General features: G+C 66.1%; 11 protein-coding genes. 2 read left to right on the forward strand and 9 right to left on the reverse strand.

Annotated features, from left to right (window positions below; all coding sequences use genetic code 11):
- Window positions 1–62: 62 nt before the first annotated feature.
- From AC1DW9_RS19755 to AC1DW9_RS19770, 4 genes are all read right to left on the reverse strand, one after another.
- Window positions 63–1,436 carry a porin gene (locus AC1DW9_RS19755; RefSeq protein ID WP_476855163.1) on the reverse strand — a complete coding sequence of 458 codons (1,374 nt, stop codon included), beginning with the start codon at window positions 1,434–1,436 and terminating at the stop codon, window positions 63–65.
- A 407-nt stretch (window positions 1,437–1,843) separates the two neighbouring features.
- Window positions 1,844–6,163 (reverse strand): translocation/assembly module TamB domain-containing protein, encoded by a 4,320-nt coding sequence (locus AC1DW9_RS19760; protein ID WP_476776470.1) that lies wholly within the window; start codon window positions 6,161–6,163, stop codon window positions 1,844–1,846.
- Entirely contained in the window at window positions 6,163–8,112 is a 1,950-nt protein-coding gene (locus AC1DW9_RS19765; RefSeq protein ID WP_441504780.1) for an autotransporter assembly complex protein TamA, read from the reverse strand. Before AC1DW9_RS19765 ends, AC1DW9_RS19760 begins: the two co-directional genes overlap by 1 nt.
- A 252-nt stretch (window positions 8,113–8,364) precedes the next feature.
- Window positions 8,365–9,120, reverse strand: coding sequence for a fumarylacetoacetate hydrolase family protein (locus tag AC1DW9_RS19770; protein ID WP_441504781.1), 756 nt, complete (start codon window positions 9,118–9,120; stop codon window positions 8,365–8,367).
- A 197-nt stretch (window positions 9,121–9,317) separates the two neighbouring features.
- On the opposite strand from AC1DW9_RS19770, the gene AC1DW9_RS19775 reads away from it, so the two are divergent.
- Together AC1DW9_RS19775 and AC1DW9_RS19780 are read left to right on the forward strand one after the other, a co-directional pair.
- Window positions 9,318–9,671: a VOC family protein gene (locus AC1DW9_RS19775; RefSeq protein ID WP_441504782.1), complete on the forward strand. Its 354-nt coding sequence runs from the start codon at window positions 9,318–9,320 to the stop codon at window positions 9,669–9,671.
- A gap of 75 nt (window positions 9,672–9,746) precedes the next feature.
- Complete coding sequence (locus AC1DW9_RS19780; RefSeq protein WP_441478378.1) at window positions 9,747–9,881, forward strand: hypothetical protein; 135 nt, start codon at window positions 9,747–9,749, stop codon at window positions 9,879–9,881.
- A 47-nt stretch (window positions 9,882–9,928) separates the two neighbouring features.
- Here the strand turns inward: AC1DW9_RS19780 and AC1DW9_RS19785 are convergent, their stop codons facing one another.
- The 5 genes from AC1DW9_RS19785 to AC1DW9_RS19805 all read right to left on the reverse strand — a co-directional run bounded on the left by AC1DW9_RS19785 (window position 9,929) and on the right by AC1DW9_RS19805 (window position 15,148).
- Window positions 9,929–10,846: a dihydrodipicolinate synthase family protein gene (locus AC1DW9_RS19785; RefSeq protein WP_441488741.1), complete on the reverse strand. Its 918-nt coding sequence runs from the start codon at window positions 10,844–10,846 to the stop codon at window positions 9,929–9,931.
- 45 nt (window positions 10,847–10,891) lie between these two features.
- Window positions 10,892–12,403, reverse strand: a complete 1,512-nt coding sequence (locus AC1DW9_RS19790) for a tripartite tricarboxylate transporter permease (protein WP_441504783.1) — start codon at window positions 12,401–12,403, stop codon at window positions 10,892–10,894.
- Between the two features lie 30 nt (window positions 12,404–12,433).
- Window positions 12,434–12,922, reverse strand: coding sequence for a tripartite tricarboxylate transporter TctB family protein (locus AC1DW9_RS19795; RefSeq protein WP_441504784.1), 489 nt, complete (start codon window positions 12,920–12,922; stop codon window positions 12,434–12,436).
- Between the two features lie 137 nt (window positions 12,923–13,059).
- On the reverse strand, window positions 13,060–14,055 hold the full coding sequence (locus AC1DW9_RS19800; RefSeq protein WP_476776471.1) for a Bug family tripartite tricarboxylate transporter substrate binding protein: 996 nt from the start codon (window positions 14,053–14,055) through the stop codon (window positions 13,060–13,062).
- Window positions 14,056–14,119: 64 nt separating this feature from the next.
- On the reverse strand, window positions 14,120–15,148 hold the full coding sequence (locus AC1DW9_RS19805; RefSeq protein WP_441488745.1) for a 4-hydroxythreonine-4-phosphate dehydrogenase PdxA: 1,029 nt from the start codon (window positions 15,146–15,148) through the stop codon (window positions 14,120–14,122).
- Between the last annotated feature and the right edge of the window lie 30 nt (window positions 15,149–15,178).

Below are 15,178 nucleotides of genomic sequence, written 5' to 3' on the forward strand. Positions count from 1 at the left end.
ATATCCAAACGAAAAAAGCCCCGGGTTTCCCCGGGGCTTTCCGACTAGGATCGGAGAACCGATCAGAAGTCGCGCTGGATGCGCAGACGGCCGGTGAGGGCGTCGTCCGACTTGATCAGCAGGTTGTTGTTGCGAACGCCGAAGTTGTTGACCTGACCGATGCGGTTCTTCAGCTCAACCTTGGAGTAGAGAACTTCCACGCCGATATCCAGGCCCGAAACTGGGGTCCAGACGAGGTTGGTGCCGATGATGAACTCCTTCGGGTCAAGCTTGACCGGACCGCTCTGGAGCGTGCCGAGGCCGTTCTGGACCGCAGCGCCCATGTCGAGCTCGGAGTACGAACCATAGACTTCCGAACGGATGGTCGGGGTCCAGTAGTGCTTCAGGCCAGCAGTGATGGCGAAGCCCTTGGTCAGCTTCGAGCGACCGGTGGTCTGGTCGATGACGATGTCCGCAGCGGCGAGCGAGCCGAGGCGGCCGTAGCCATAGGTGCCGCCGTAGCCGAGGTAGGAGCCCATGCCCTCAGCGTAAGCTGCCTGCAACCACAGGACGTCGCCAGCGGCGAGCATCGGCAGGTTGAACTTCAGACCGCCCTGGATGGCCCAAGCGGTCTCGTCGCCGCCACGGATGATCGTGGTGTTGCCRATRGYRCCARSCGSGAAGCTGGCAACGTTACGCTGACCGATGGCACCCGACAGCTGAGCSGAGCCCCAGCCCTGGGTCACGTTCAACGCACCGACGAGGTCCGGATACTSGCTGCCCTCGAGGRYCRSAGCAGCGYYGTTGAAGRSRASSGCGYTGCGRRCGAYCGCRTTRCGGCCGGCCAGGCGRTCTTCGAGCGAGATCGTGGCCGAGAAGCCCGAGCCGAAGGTCGCGGTGTAGGCCAACAGGTTCGGGCTGTTGTCCGAGCCGCGGAGCGAGCTGAAGCCGAGGTCGTTGGCGTAGAAGTCGAAGAACGACTGCGCGCGACCAGCGGTGATCGGTCCGAACTGRATGAAGCCCTTRTCGAGGCTGATGCCAGTCGTGTTGCTGTTGGCGCCAGCMRSGCCGTTGGCGRMGATCGCGCCGCCGTTCAGCGCGCCGTAGCCGTACGGGCCGGTCGAAACCGTGACGTCATAACGGATGAAGGTGCGCAGGGTGCCGTAAGCGGTGGCGGTGCGCAGGTCGATGTTCAGACGACCACGAGCGCGGGTGCCGTACGAGTCCTGCAGGTCGCCCCAACGCTCGCCGAAGGTGTACTCAGCGCGGAGACGGCCGCCGATGCGCAGGCAGCTATCGGTGCCGGGGATGTAGAAGAAGCCGCTGCCATAGGCGGTGCAGACGCGAACGTATTCGACCGGAGCGGCCTTCCGCGAGGGAAGATCGGCGGCCTGAGCCCCGGCRACCGCGGCGAAGCCGGCGGCAGAACCGAGGAGGAGGCTCTTAACGAGCTTCATTGGTAACCTCCAAAAGAGTTTCGAGACCCTCGGGCTTCGGCGTGTTCTTGACGATCGGCCCCAGGAGACCAAACCGGCGAACCCGCCTATCCCGGTCTTTCGCCCACGTCCCTGAACCATTCAGAGGCGAAGACGAAAAACAGCGACCGGGAACGTCCCGACGCACCTTCACCATACGAATGCCGGGTGGCCGATCAACCGAGATCACGCCGCCGCGAGGTCCGAGGGGGTGCTTTGAAACCCGGTGTTGCAGGCGCGCCACGCTTTGAGGGTCGAAATTTACCCGCCGTTAACCGCGCGCGCCGGCTGGGCATGTCCTGCAGGCAAAAGGCGGCAGAATCACGGCCTGTTCGAATCGGGATGGGCGACTCAAGCCACAGCCATCCGGAACGGCGCGCTGGCGCCAGTCAGTATTCCCACTCGGCGCCGACGCCGACGGCAGCGCTGCCATCCGCGCCGGTTTCGGCCTGGATGCGAAGCCGCTTCGTTACATCGATGCCGATCGAGACGCCGCTATCCTCGGGCTTGGCGCCGGCCTTGATTCCGATCGAGACGTTGTCGCCGATATAGCGGGAGACACCGACGGTGGGTCCGCCGGCACCCATCTGGATGTCGAGATTGTCGACGCCGAGCGACTTGCGCAGCTTCTCGAAGGCATCGTCGCCACCGGTCCCCGCGAATTGCGCGGCCGTCTGCGCCAGCTGAAGGGCCTGGAAGGGCGAGAGCGAGCCGGAGGCACGGGCAAAGAGCAGACGCGACAGCACCTCGTCCTGCGGCAGCTCGGGCTGAGAGGTGAAGGCGAAGGCGGGCTGGTCCGCCGGCCCGGTGACGAGGATTCGCGCGGTCACGTCCGAGGCGCGGGTCTCGGCGACGAAATCGAGCTCCGGAATCACGCCACCCGTGAAGGTCAGGCGGCCGCGACTGAAATCGAGCCGCTGGCTCGCGACCGACAAGCGGCCGCGCCTGAGATCGAAGCCGCCATCGAGCACGGGGGCCGAAAGCGTGCCGCCGACGCGCAACTCGCCGCCAAGCTCAGCGTCGATCCCGCGTCCACGGATGAAGACGCGGTTCGGCGCAGAGATGGTGACGGCGAGTGCGGCATCGAAGGCAGGCGCCGCGCGTCCGCCTTTGCCGGCGCTGCGCGCCGCCTTGCGTTGCGCGGCAATCCGCACCGCCGCAGCGCCCTTCGCATTGACGTGACGAATTCCGTCGACGGGACGCAAGGAAGCCGGCAACCGATCCGGCACCGCGACGTCAAGCGAGATGATATCGACATGCCCATCGACGCGCGGGCGCTGCGCCAGGGGACCGCCGATCGCGAGATTGAGGTCGGCGACCGATGTCACGATGCCGTTCGAGACAAGCTGGGCACGGCGTCCCTCGATTTTGATCTCTCCCGGGAAACCGGCGGCGGGGTCGACGCGGACCTGGCCTGACGCCGACAACGTGCCGCCATTGGCCGCGCGGGCAACCGCGCGTTCAATCCGCAGATTGTCGCCATTGGCAGCAATGCGCGCCTCGATCCCGGTCAACCGCACGCCCTGGAGAGCGTCGGTGAAACTGCCATTGGCGAGGGTCGCAACGCCGTTCAGTTCGGGCGCTGCCGCCGTGCCACCGGCCCGCAGGTCGAGCGTCACTGTGCCGGTCAGCCGCTGCCCCTGCGCCGCGAGCAGCGCATTGGCGAGAGCAGCGTCGAGCTTGCCCTGAATGGTGAGAGCGAGCGCGCCGCTTGCGCTCAGGGGCGCCGTGCCGCGAACCGCGAGATTCGCGCCGCGGCCGGCCGTCAGCGTCGCTTCGACGCTGGTCTGCCGGCCGGAGAATTGACCGTTGCCGCTGATCTCGACCGGAGGCAGGCCGGCGCTCCGGGTTTCGGGAGTCACCAGCCGCGCGATCCGGATCTGCCAGGGACCGGCGAGATCATCCGGCTTGCCGGACATCTGCGCCTCGGCGTTCAAGGTGCCGGACAGATCGAGCTTCGGGGCCACCAGCTTGACCGCCGAAAGCGGGATGTCCTTCGCATTCACGCGCAGATCGAGCGTCTCGCCCGCCCGGCCATCAAGGCTGAGCCGGCCGGCGTCGATGGCGAGCACCAGCTTCGAGATCTCGACACCGCCAGTGGGGAAACTCAGCGAAGCGGGGTTAGCCAGCGTGATGCGTTTGCCCTCGCGCCGGGCATCGAAGGAGGCGATGTCGAGCCGCAGCGGATCGCCGGGAACAAGCTGGCCAGCGCCATTGAGCGTGAAGCCCCGGGCATTGGCGCTGAGGGTGAAGGCGCTCGCATCCGGCCCGCCCTTCGAATCGAAGCGGATCGCGTTGATCGCCTCGCCAGAGATCACCGCGCGATCGATGGCGATCGCAGCGTCGATCGCCGGGCGGCCATGGAGATCCGTGGCACCGACGCTGGCATCGAGCTTGTCGAGCGAAACCCCGGCGGCATTGATGCGCGTGCCCTTGGCTTTCAGGTCCAGGTTCTGCCGCCCCTCGACAAGAGCGAGCGTGAGGTCCGCATCGAGCTGTCCGCCGAGCCTGGTGAGGGCCAGAGCCGAGAGATCGTCGAGATTGCGCGCGGCGAGCGTCAGCCGACCGGCTGCGCGCCTGGCCTGGTCGAGCGTAACCGCGCCGGTCAGCTTCACCGAGCCGATGGCGAGATCGAGCTTCGACAGGTCCCAGGCATCATCGGGCAGGCGTGCAAATTGCAGCGTGCCGGTCGCGGGCTTGCCCTCGATCTCACCCGCGAGCGTCGCCCGCGTCTCGAGCGCGCCCTGCAGGTCGCGGATCACGGCATCGATCGACAGCCGCGGGATCGGACGACCGAGCGCGCTCGCATTCGTCACCGCGATCCGTGCCGAGGCATCGAGCTTGTCCTGCGGTCCGGTCAGTTGTGCCGTGACCTCGCCCTTGCCGGAGAGGCGTGGATCGGCCCGCTTCAGGTCAGGCAGGGTGATGGCAGCCCGCAGATCCGAGCGCTCGCGGCCGATGCCGCCATCGGCCGTGAGGGCGACATGCTGCCCGGCGAGACGAAGACCACTGACATTCACGCCGCCGTCAGCGAGTGTCCCGACGCGCCCGGCCAGCGTCAGATTGCCGGCGAGCAGCCGGTCGAGCGCCGCCTCCCCGGTCCCGATCTGATCGCCACGGCCATCGAGGCTCGCGGAATAGATGTTCTGGCGCGGCACCGCATCGAGATCGGCGCCGAGCTGTGCCTTGCCTGAAAGCTTGCGGCCGGCAAGCCCGCTGAGGCGCGAGAGATCGGGCAGGACTGCGCGAGCCTGCCCCAGGATGCGGGCCTTGCCGAGCTGCCCCTTGTAGTCGAGTTCCACGCCGGACATCGCGAGCCGCAACGTCTCGAAATCGGCACTCCCCTCGCCCCGCCCTGTCCCGCGCAGCGTGAAGACGATGCGGTCGCCGACGACGCGGGCGAACCTGGGATCGGCTAGCGCCACGCCCGTCGCCTCGCCGTCCGAGACTAGCGCGATGCGCGTGTCGGCATTGCCGATCGATCCGTTCGGCGTCGCGGTGAACTGCGCCACGAGCTTGCCAAGACGACCGGTCGGCAGGCGCAGATCCTGAGCGTCGAGCGAGGCGACGACGCGCGGCCCGTTCACCGGGCCATTGACGGTGGCATCCAGGGCGAGCTTGCCGATCTCGGTGCCGGCGGCAACAGTGCGGCCATTGGCATTGGGCACGGCTGCGGCCGTGACGCGAATATCGAGATTCTTGTCGGCCCCGTAGCGGCCGACGACATCGAGGCGCGCCAGCGCCGAAACGAGCGCGATGTTGCGCAGGTCGACGGCACCGTCATCGACGAAGCCGACCGTGCCGTCGAGACGGGTCGAGCCGGCAAAGACCGGTGCGGCCGGCGCCGGCATCAGCCCTTCGATACGGGCATCGAGGGCCAGGGCCAGGTCACGGCCAGTACCGACGCGCGAGAGATTGGCCGAGCCCTGCGCCCCAATGGTCGGGCCGGCCGTGAAGGTCAGGGTCGAGCGGAAGGCGTCGAGCGGGCCATCGCCATTGAGGTCGAGCTTGACCGGCGGCTGGTCCGGGAGATTGGCGACACGCGCGATCAGGCCGCCCTGCGGCTCGTCGACCTTGGCGGCGATCTGCAGGCGCGTAGTCTGCGGCACGAAACCGAGCCTGAGCGTGAACTCGCCCGGCGCGTCGAGCCGGCGCGCCTCGAGACGCAGCGAAAGCCCCTCGGATGGAGCGCCGAGCGATGCTGCGCCGGTCGCACCCAACCGGGCCGGCACGCCGACGATCGGGGCGCCCAGCGACAACTCGCCCAGCTGGAAGGCGGTGATGTTCACCTTGACCGGCAGCTCCGGAAGGAGCGGCTGGTCGCTGGTCGGCGCTGCGGCCGGATCGGCAATCGGCTTGCGCAAGATCTCGAGCTTGCCGATCTCGAGCCGGTCGACCTCGAGCCTGCCGAGCAGCAGGGCCGTGCGGGTCCAGATCAGCCGTACGCGGTCGACCCTCAGCCAGGCGCCGTCGCGATCGGAGAGAACCACATCACGGATCGTCGCGTCGGAGGACAGCGCGCCATCGACCGCCCCAATCGAGACCTGGCTGTTCGGTGTCGACAGGGCGCGCGAGATCAGGTCGGCCAGAACCCCGCGATCATTCTGCGCGTTCTGAGCGAAACCGCCGAAGCGGGCCGAGACGACCAGCCCCACCACCAGCAGCAGGGCCAGAAGCGCCAGGCGCGAAAGGGTGAGCCGGTTGCCCATCAGAAGGCCTGCCCGATGCTGATATAGACCGCGACCGGCTTGTCGCCCTTGCGCGGATTGAGCGGCGCAGCGACGTCGAAGCGGATCGGGCCGATCGGCGTATAATAGCGCAACCCGAGACCAGCCGACATCCGCAGCGTCTGATTGAAGGCCGGGAAACTCTCTTCGAAGGCCGTGCCGACATCGAAGAACGGCACGATGCCGATGGTGTTGGTGATCTTGATCCGCGCCTCGACCGAGGCTTCGAACAGGCTGCGTCCGCCGATCAGCTGGTTGTAGGGGCCAAGCGGTGACAGCGTGCGATAGGCGTAGCCGCGCACCGAACCGCCACCGCCGGCATAGAAGCGCCGCGTCGACGGGATCTCGTCGAGCGCTGCGCCGGCCACGGAGCCGAAGCCGATGCGCCCAGCCAGCACATAACGGGCCTCCTCATCGAGCGCGTAATAGCCGGAGATCGCGCCCTTGGTCTGGACGATGCCGACCGTCGATCCCATGAAGGTCGGATATGCCGCCACGGAGGCGGTGAGGCGGACACCGCGCGTCGGATCGAGCAGGCTGTCGGTCGTGTCGTATCGGACAGAAAGCGGGATTCCGACAAGGGTGTAGGTGATCTGACCCAGCACATCGCTGGTCTGGCCGCGCTCGACCTCCAGGCCGGCCTGGACCGAGAAGGTGTCGCTGAAACGCCGGCGAATGCTGCTGGTGACATTGGCGTAGCGGGCGGTATAGCCGCCATAGCGATTGGTGCCGACGCGCTCGCGCGTCGCGACGCCGTCGACCAGCAGGTCGTAACGGGTTCCGTTCAGCGCCGGCTTCATGAAGCTGAACGCAAAGCGCCCGCCAAGGTCGGACTGCTCGAAATCGCCAAATCTCTGGATCGTGGTGCCGTTGATCCGCGGTGCGAGAAAGAGATCGCCCTCGAGCCTGAGCCGCTCGGCACCGCCGAGCAGATTGCGGTGCTCCCAATAGGTCCTGACCGCCGGACCATCGATGGTGGAAAAGCGGCTGGAAAAGCCGATCAGCCGCTTCGGCCGCTCCGTGATGTCGACAAAGATCGGCAGGTTGCCATTGGCGTCGAGCCGGTCGGCCTCGCGGATACGGGCGGAGCCGATGGCCGGAATTGAGGTGATCGATTTGCGCGTGTCGGCCAGCGCCTTGGGCGAATAGGGGTCGCCCGGCTCCAGATAGATGAAGGAGCGAACGACATGCGGCGGGACATCGACCGTGCCCTCGATCCCGACATCGCCGAAACCGGCGACCGGCCCGGGCTCGACGACATAGGTCACATCCATGATCTTCGCCGCATGATCGACGACCGGGCGTAGCGCGACCACCCTGGCGAGCGGGCGCGACTGGTTGCGCAGGTGATCGACCAGAGATGACTGCGCCGAACGCAAGGCGGCCGAAGTCGCGGGGTCGCCCGATTTCAGGCGCGCGACCTTGTGGGGATCGGCAATGGCACCGCCCCCGCCCTTGCCCTGCTCGACGACCTCGACATTGCGCAGGCTGAAGAGCGGGCCGGTCACAACCCGCACGGTGACCGGCGCCGGGGCCCGGTTGCGATAGGCTTCAAGCGCGCGCACCAGCGCCGGGCCGGGCTCGTTGCCGAGGCGCAGACCGTTACCGTCGACCGCGATCGTCACATCCGCATTGAAATAGCCCTGCGACCAGAGGGCATCGATCAGCGGGTTGAGATCGGCGACCATGCGCCGGGCCAGGGTCTCGCCATCGGGCGGCGCATCCTGCCTGAGCCGGTAAAGCAGCGAGGCGTCGCGCAGCGTCAGCGTCAGGGCCTTGGCATCGGTGGCCCCGCTGACGTCGAACTCGAGCTGATAGGGCAGCGTCGTGCTGCTGACCGCAGGCGGCTTATCCGAGGAGCCGAACAAGCCGAATATGTCGAGCGAGGAGAGGTCGAAAGCCTCGGCGGGTACCGGCTGGATGGCAAGCATAGCGGCGAAAGCGTAACCGCCTCCGCCTGCAACCCCGCGCACCCTACGCCGCAAACCCCGCATCATTCCTCCAACGCAACACTATCAAGACCAATAGAATGAGATGATTTTGTGGTCATGCCTCGTCATGACCACAATTCTGCTCGTCAAAGCTGTCCGTGGCACGCCTGCAGCCCGCGATAATTGCCTCGGGCCGCGCGGCGAAAGCGGGCTCGATTGCAAGCTGCCTCGTCCTGCCCGGCGGTCCCGACGTCAGGCGAGCGCGAAAGAAATCGCGGCCAGCGGATCGAGCCTGACGATGACCGGGCCGAGATTGGGCGCCAGAACGCCGCCGCAAAGGCTGCCGGTGGTGATGATCTGGCCGGCCACGAGGCCGCCAAGCGCACTCTCGGTCTCACGATTGGCCCAGGCCAGCACCGGGGTCAGCGGGTCGCCATTGGCGTGGTGAGCAGGCTTGTCATAGAGCACGTCGCCGTCGAGTTCGACCGTGCAGGTGAGATCGGCGATCTCGTCGAAGACCTCGAAGGGAACGTCCTGGCCGATCAGATAGCCGCCATGGCCCATCGCATCGGCCAACCAGAGCGGGAATGGAACATGGGTCCAGTCGGCGATACGGCTTTCGATGATCTCGATGCCGACGAAGGCGCTGTGGCAATGCTCCAGAAGTTCGGCCCGGCTATAGGGTTTGCCAGGACGGCGCGGCATGTCGCGCCCGAGTCGGATCGCGAGCTCGACCTCGAGCCGCAGCTCGGCTCCGGGCACCGAGCGATAGGTATCGCCAGGCTTCAGGAACGGCCCGGGCATCAGTCCGACGAGCCCGCGCCCATCCGTGATCGAGACCTTCCAGCCGAGATGCGCATAGCCCATGTCGCTGCTGACATCGGCCTGCACGGCCAGAGCCGCTTCGAGATCGGCCGGAACGGGAAGCGTCTCGATGTCGACGAGGCTGCGGCTGCGGCGCGCCCGGACGAAGGCTTCACGCAAGGAGGTTTCGGTCGTCGTCGGCATGCGTCTCGCCCCTATCAGTCTGAGCCTGTGGATGTGCATGGTGCACAGGAGGCCCGGTGATTGCCAAGCTGCTACAGCAGCACGGCGCCCTTGAACAAGATGCGCCTCAGCAGCGCCCCTGATCCTTCACCTCCTGCCGGATCATGACCGGAGGCTGCTCCATCAGATCAGACGAACATGAATCGAAGGAGAACGTCATGAGCCCATCGTCCAATGACCGGCGCATCGACTATGTCGAGTTCGTCGTTTCCGATCTCGGCCGGGCGCGCGCCTTCTACGAGAAGGCCTTCGGCTGGACGATGACCGATTACGGGCCGGAATATTGCGCCTTCACTGACGGCCGTCTCGAAGGCGGGTTCACCACCCAGGGCACGCCGCAACCGGGCGGCCCACTGATCATCCTCTATGCCGATGATCTTCCCGCGTCACAGGCGCAGGTCGAAGCCGCAGGCGGACGCATCGTCAAGCCGGCCTTCGATTTCCCCGGCGGGCGGCGTTTTCACTTCGCCGATCCCGACGGCTACGAGCTCGCGGTCTGGACGAAGGCATAGGCGCCTTCGTCCAAAATCCCGGGCAAGACGCCGCGTTTCATGCTAGGGTTGCTCCTGCATATGTGGAGGCAACCCATGCGTGCCATCGAGCAGTTGCTGTCGGCCTATATCACCTGGCTGTCCCGGGCGTTCCAGGTGACGCCGGAATTCATCACGAGAGACCGTCGCGGCAACCTGCCGCCGCCGTCCGGCGGCATCGGGTCCTATTGACCCGACGCTGATCCTCTCCCGGCGGGCGCCAGCCGCGGCGCGCCGCCTCATTTCCCCCAGCGCAGCGCCAGCGGGTCGAGTTCGCGCGCCAACTCGATCAGGCCCTCGCGGGTCTTCGGGTGCAGCGGGGTCAGCGGGTGGCGGACGGCTTCGCTCCTGATCACGCCGCCCTCCTTCATCACCGCCTTGGCCGAGCGCAGGCCGCATTGGCGGTTCTCGTAATTGATGATCGGCAGCACGTCGCGATAGAGCGCCGCCGCCGTCTTGCGATCGCCCGAGGCATGCGCGGTCAGGATCGGCTTGATCAGGTCGGGGATCATGGCACTGGTCATCGTGCCGGTCGCGCCGGCATCGAGATCGGCCATCAGCGTGATCGCCTCCTCGCCATCGAACGGGCCGACGACGGCCTCGCCGCCCGCCTCGATCAGGGCCCGCAGCTTGTTCGCCGTGCCGGGAACCTCGATCTTGAAATAGCGGACGAGCGGGACCTCCTTCGCCAGCCGCACCATGAAGGGAACCGTCATGGTGACGCCGGAGAGCGGCGCGTCCTGCAGGATGACCGGAAGGCCGCAGGCATCGGTGACATGCTTGAAATGCTCGATCATGCCCTGCTCGTCGGCCTTGAGCAGCGCGCCGTGATAGGGCGGCATCATCATCAGCATCTTCGCGCCGGCATCCGCCGCGGCCTTGGCGCGCTGCGCCGCGATCCGGGTCGAGAAATGCGAGGTCGTGACGATCACCGGCACGCGGCCGGCGACCTGCTCGATCGAGAGGCGCATGACCTGGTCGCGCTCCTCGTCGGTGAGCAGGAACTGCTCGGAGAAATTGGCCAGGATACAGATACCGTCGACGCCCTGATCGACCATCAGGTCCATGACACGCCTGTTGCCCTCGATGTCGAGGTCGCCGTTGTCGTGGAAGATCGTCGGAGCGATCGGCAGAATGCCCTTATAGGGTTCGGTCATGGTCGGACTCTGTTTTCGCGGAGATACGGAGGATCGAGGCAACGGTCAGGCCGGGCGCGTGGCGCGGCCGCCCTTGAGACGACGCAGGCCTGAGCCGAGCAGCGGCATGACCAGGAGCAGGACACCGATCGACATCAGGGTCGAGACCAGCGGGTTCGACCAGAAGATCGAGAGCGACCCTTGCGAGAAGATCATCGATTGCCGGAAGGCATCCTCGGCCTTGTCGCCGATGACCATGGCGAGCACCAGCGGCGCGATCGGATAATCGAGCTTCTTGAAGAGGTAGCCGACGATCCCGAAGATCAGCGCCAGCCAGATGTCGAATTCCTTGCTGGCAACGGTGAAGGCACCGATGAAGCAGATGATCACGATCAGCGGCCCGACGATCGAGAACGGGATGCGCAGGATCGAGGCGAAGAGCGGCACGGTCGCCAGCACGACGATGACCGCGACGACATTGCCGAGATACATCGAGGCGATCAGGCCCCAGACGAAATCCGGGCGCTCGACGAAGAGCATCGGGCCGGGATTGAGCCCCCAGATCATCAAGCCGCCCATCATCACGGCGGCCGTCGCCGAGCCGGGAATGCCAAGCGCGAGCATTGGCAGCATCGCGGCCGAACCGGCCGCGTGGTCGGCGGTCTCGGGCGCGATCACGCCCTCGGGCTCGCCCTTGCCGAACTTCTCGGGATTGCGCGAGGAGCGCTTGGCCATGGCATAGCTCATGAAGGAGGCCGCGGTCGGGCCTCCAGGCGTGATCCCCATCCAGATGCCGATGACGCTGGAGCGCAGCAGCGCCAGCCAGTAGCGCGGCAGCTTGGCTGCGGTCTTCAGAACGTCGGTCATCCTGACCTTGGCGTGGACACCGTCGAACTTCAGCCCCTCCTCCATGGTCAGCAGCAATTCGCCGATGCCGAACAGCCCGATGACCGCGATGAGGAAGCTGACGCCGGCGAGCAGCACGTCGAGATCATAGGTCAACCGGACGCTGCCGGAGACCGAGTCCATACCGACCGAGGCGAGCGCAAAGCCGACACCCATCGAGACGATGGCCTTCAAGGGGGTGGCGCCACCAAGGCCGATGAAGCTCGCAAAGGTCATGAAATAGACCGCGAAATACTCGGGCGAGGAGAATTTCAGCGCGAATTTGGCAACCCAGCCGGAGAGCAGCGTGATCAGGATGACGCCCGCCATCGCGCCGAAGCCGGCGGAGAGGAACGCGAAGGACAAGGCTTCGGTCGCCCTGCCCTGCTTGGCCATCGGGTGACCGTCGAATGTGGTTGCGACGGAGGACGGTTCGCCCGGGATGTTGAACAGGATCGAGGTGGTCGAGCCACCGAAAAGCGCGCCCCAGTAGAGCGAGGTCAGCAGGATGATCGCGGAGACCGGATCCATCGAGAAGGTCAGCGGCAGCATCAGCGACACGCCGTTAGGCGCGCCGAGGCCGGGCAGGACACCAACCAGTATGCCGAGCAGGACGCCCGCCATCATCAGCAGGATGTGGTGAGTGGTGAGCGCGACCGAGAAGCCGTGCATCAGGGAGGCGACATTATCCATGAGGCGGCACCGATCCGGAAAGGGAGATGATCACAGGCCGAGGAAAGACTCGAGCGGCCCCTTGAGCAGGCCGATCTGGAAGAACTTTTCGAGCGCGAGATAGAACAGCACGGCCGTCACGAAGGCGGTGCCGAGCGAGGCGAACCAGCTGTAGCGACCCTGGAAGCGCATGGTGAAGACGAGATAGAGAATGGTCGCGACATACATGCCGAGCGTGACGCTCAGCACGGCGAAGGCCAGCATCGGCAGGAAGAAGGCGGCAACGCGCTTGCCCTGCTCGCGATCGAGAAAGACGTCCTGCAGATTGCCGCTTCCGGTAAAGCGCTTGCTCAGCGTCAGCACCAAGGTGCCGAGGCTCGCGGCGGCAACAAGCAGACCGGTATAGAAGGGGAAGGCGCCCGGCTGTGGCCCGGACGAATCCCAGCCGACGCCGAAGTCCAGTGCACCATAGACGATGCCGAGCCCGAAGATCATCGTGACCACGGCCATGGCGGATTCAGCCCAGAAGCGGGTGATCATCGCAGCCTCCTCCAGCGAACGGCTTCAGGCCGTCTCTTCACATTCAACGCGCCTGTCCCGGTCCTGTCGAAGGCGCCGGGTCAGGAAACGACCTGCCGCCGGCCGGCCCGTGGGCCGGCCGGCGGCAGGGAACCGTCTTACTTGACGACCCAGCCTTCGGCTTCGAAGGTCTTCTTGTTCGCGGCTTCGTCCTTGGCGACGAAATCGGCGAATTCCTTGCCCTTCATGAAGCGGCCGGTCTGCGAGGTGCGGGTGATGAATTCCTGCCACTCCGGCGTCTTGCTGACCTTTTCCATGATGTCGGCGTAGTAAGCGACCGCATCGGCGGGAACTTCGGCCGGCAGCCAGACGGTGCGCGGCATCTGGAATGTCTCGAGCGGGAGGCCAGCCTCCTTGCAGGTCGGGATATCGCCCCAGCCCTTGCCCTCGAAGACCGCCTCGCCCTTGGCGAGACGCACCGGGCTGAACACGCAGAGCGGCTTCACCTGGCCGGCCTTCCACTGGCCGATATTCTCGTTGGGGTTGTTGACGTTGGAGTCGATGTGACCACCGGCGAGCTGCACGGCGGCTGCGCTGCCGCCCTGGAACGGCACGTAGATCCACTTCACGCCAGCGGCTTCCTGGATCATCGAGGTCAGCGTCTGGTCGGTGTCCTTCGACTGGCTGCCGCCCATCTTGAGCGAGCCGGGCTTGGCCTTGACCGCATCGATATAGCTCTTGGCATCGGCATAGGGAGCCTGGCCGTTGACCCAGAGGATGAACTCGTCCAGCGCCAGCGCCGAGACCGGCGTCAGATCCGAGAGCTTGTAGCCGAGCTTGGCGACGTAAGGCAGCAGATAGGCGTTATTGGTGCCGAAGATGACGCGATGGGGGTCGCCCTTGCCGGCGCGGCCATGGAGGTAGCCTTCAGCGCCGCTGCCGCCACCCTTGTTCACCACCACGATCGGCTGGTCGAAGAGCTTGTGCTTGGTGATGATCGACTGGATGACGCGGGCAAAATTGTCGGTGCCGCCGCCGGCGCCCGAGGTGACCACGAATTCCACCGGCTTGGTGGGCTGCCAGGCCTGCGCGGCGGTTGCACCGGCCAGGCTGAACGCGACCGCAATACCAACCGCAATGCTCGTCTTTTTCATTCGTTTCTCCCTTCGTGATTAGATGCCGGGCGGCTCATGAAACGGCTGCCCGGCCGCGGTGAACTCAAGCCGCCTTGCGTGCGGCCCTTCCTTCATTCGCCATCTTGATGGCGAGGCTGAGCGCCGCACGGGTCGCGCCGAGATTGGCGATGCCCTTGCCTGCGATCTCATAGGCGGTGCCGTGCGCCGGCGTGCAGATCGGGAACGGGAAGCCGCCGATCAGCGTGACGCCACGGTCGAAGCCGATCAGCTTCATCGCGATCTGGCCCTGGTCGTGATACATCGTCAGCACGGCATCGAAATCACCGTTCCTGGCGCGCAGGAAGACGGTGTCGGAGGGGAAAGGCCCCTCGACGGTGAAGCCCCGGGCCTTGGCCTGCTTCACGGCAGGCTCGATCGTCTCGATCTCGTCACGGCCGAAATTGCCGCCATCGCCGGCATGCGGATTGATGCCGGCCACGGCAATGCGCGGCGGGTTGAAGCCGGCAGCGCGCAGATTGCCGTCGGCCAGCGTCAGCGCCTTGAGGATGCGCTCCTGGCTGATCGCAGCCGCGACCTCGGACAGCGGGATATGCGAGGTGACACGGGCGTTCCACAGCCCGTCGAGAATGTTGAACTCGCTGGCATCGCCCTCATAGCCGATGGCATCGCGCACGAAGCGGATCTCGTCGTCATAGCCCGGATAGGCGAAGCGCATCGCAGCCTTGTTGAAGGGCGTGAAGAACACGGCATCGGCCTTGCCTTCCCCAGCGAAGCGGAGCGCCCGACGGAAATTATCGGTCGCCGCCTGGCCGCCGGCGAGCGTCGCCTTGCCACGCTCGAGGGCGGCCGGATCGTGATTGGCGAGATCGATGAAGACCGGCTTCGCCGACTGTGCCGGAATCTCTTCGCCCTCGCGAATGACCAGCACGTCCGGATCGACCTTGGCGTCCGCAGCGCCGAGATCGAGCAGGCGCTTGTCGCCGAAGACGACATAGCGGGCAGACGAGCGCAGATCGGGCTCGAGCAGGATGCGCGCCAGCAATTCGGGGCTGATGCCGGACGGATCCCCCATCGCGACGGCTATCGTCGGCAGTGATCCGTTTGCGCGCATGTCCATCGCTCTCATTCTCCCACATGGCCG

This window comes from Allobosea sp. P4_E12 (assembly GCF_056401655.1).

Excerpts from the sequence above, each read along its gene's own strand:
- AC1DW9_RS19790 (WP_441504783.1), bottom strand. The coding sequence starts at position 12,403 with ATGGATAATGTCGCCTCCCTGATGCACGGCTTCTCGGTCGCGCTCACC.
- AC1DW9_RS19780 (WP_441478378.1), top strand. The coding sequence starts at position 9,747 with ATGCGTGCCATCGAGCAGTTGCTGTCGGCCTATATCACCTGGCTGTCC.
- AC1DW9_RS19805 (WP_441488745.1), bottom strand. The coding sequence starts at position 15,148 with ATGCGCGCAAACGGATCACTGCCGACGATAGCCGTCGCGATGGGGGAT.
- AC1DW9_RS19795 (WP_441504784.1), bottom strand. The coding sequence starts at position 12,922 with ATGATCACCCGCTTCTGGGCTGAATCCGCCATGGCCGTGGTCACGATG.
- AC1DW9_RS19770 (WP_441504781.1), bottom strand. The coding sequence starts at position 9,120 with ATGCCGACGACGACCGAAACCTCCTTGCGTGAAGCCTTCGTCCGGGCG.
- AC1DW9_RS19775 (WP_441504782.1), top strand. The coding sequence starts at position 9,318 with ATGAGCCCATCGTCCAATGACCGGCGCATCGACTATGTCGAGTTCGTC.
- AC1DW9_RS19760 (WP_476776470.1), bottom strand. The coding sequence starts at position 6,163 with ATGGGCAACCGGCTCACCCTTTCGCGCCTGGCGCTTCTGGCCCTGCTG.
- AC1DW9_RS19765 (WP_441504780.1), bottom strand. The coding sequence starts at position 8,112 with ATGCTTGCCATCCAGCCGGTACCCGCCGAGGCTTTCGACCTCTCCTCG.
- AC1DW9_RS19800 (WP_476776471.1), bottom strand. The coding sequence starts at position 14,055 with ATGAAAAAGACGAGCATTGCGGTTGGTATTGCGGTCGCGTTCAGCCTG.
- AC1DW9_RS19785 (WP_441488741.1), bottom strand. The coding sequence starts at position 10,846 with ATGACCGAACCCTATAAGGGCATTCTGCCGATCGCTCCGACGATCTTC.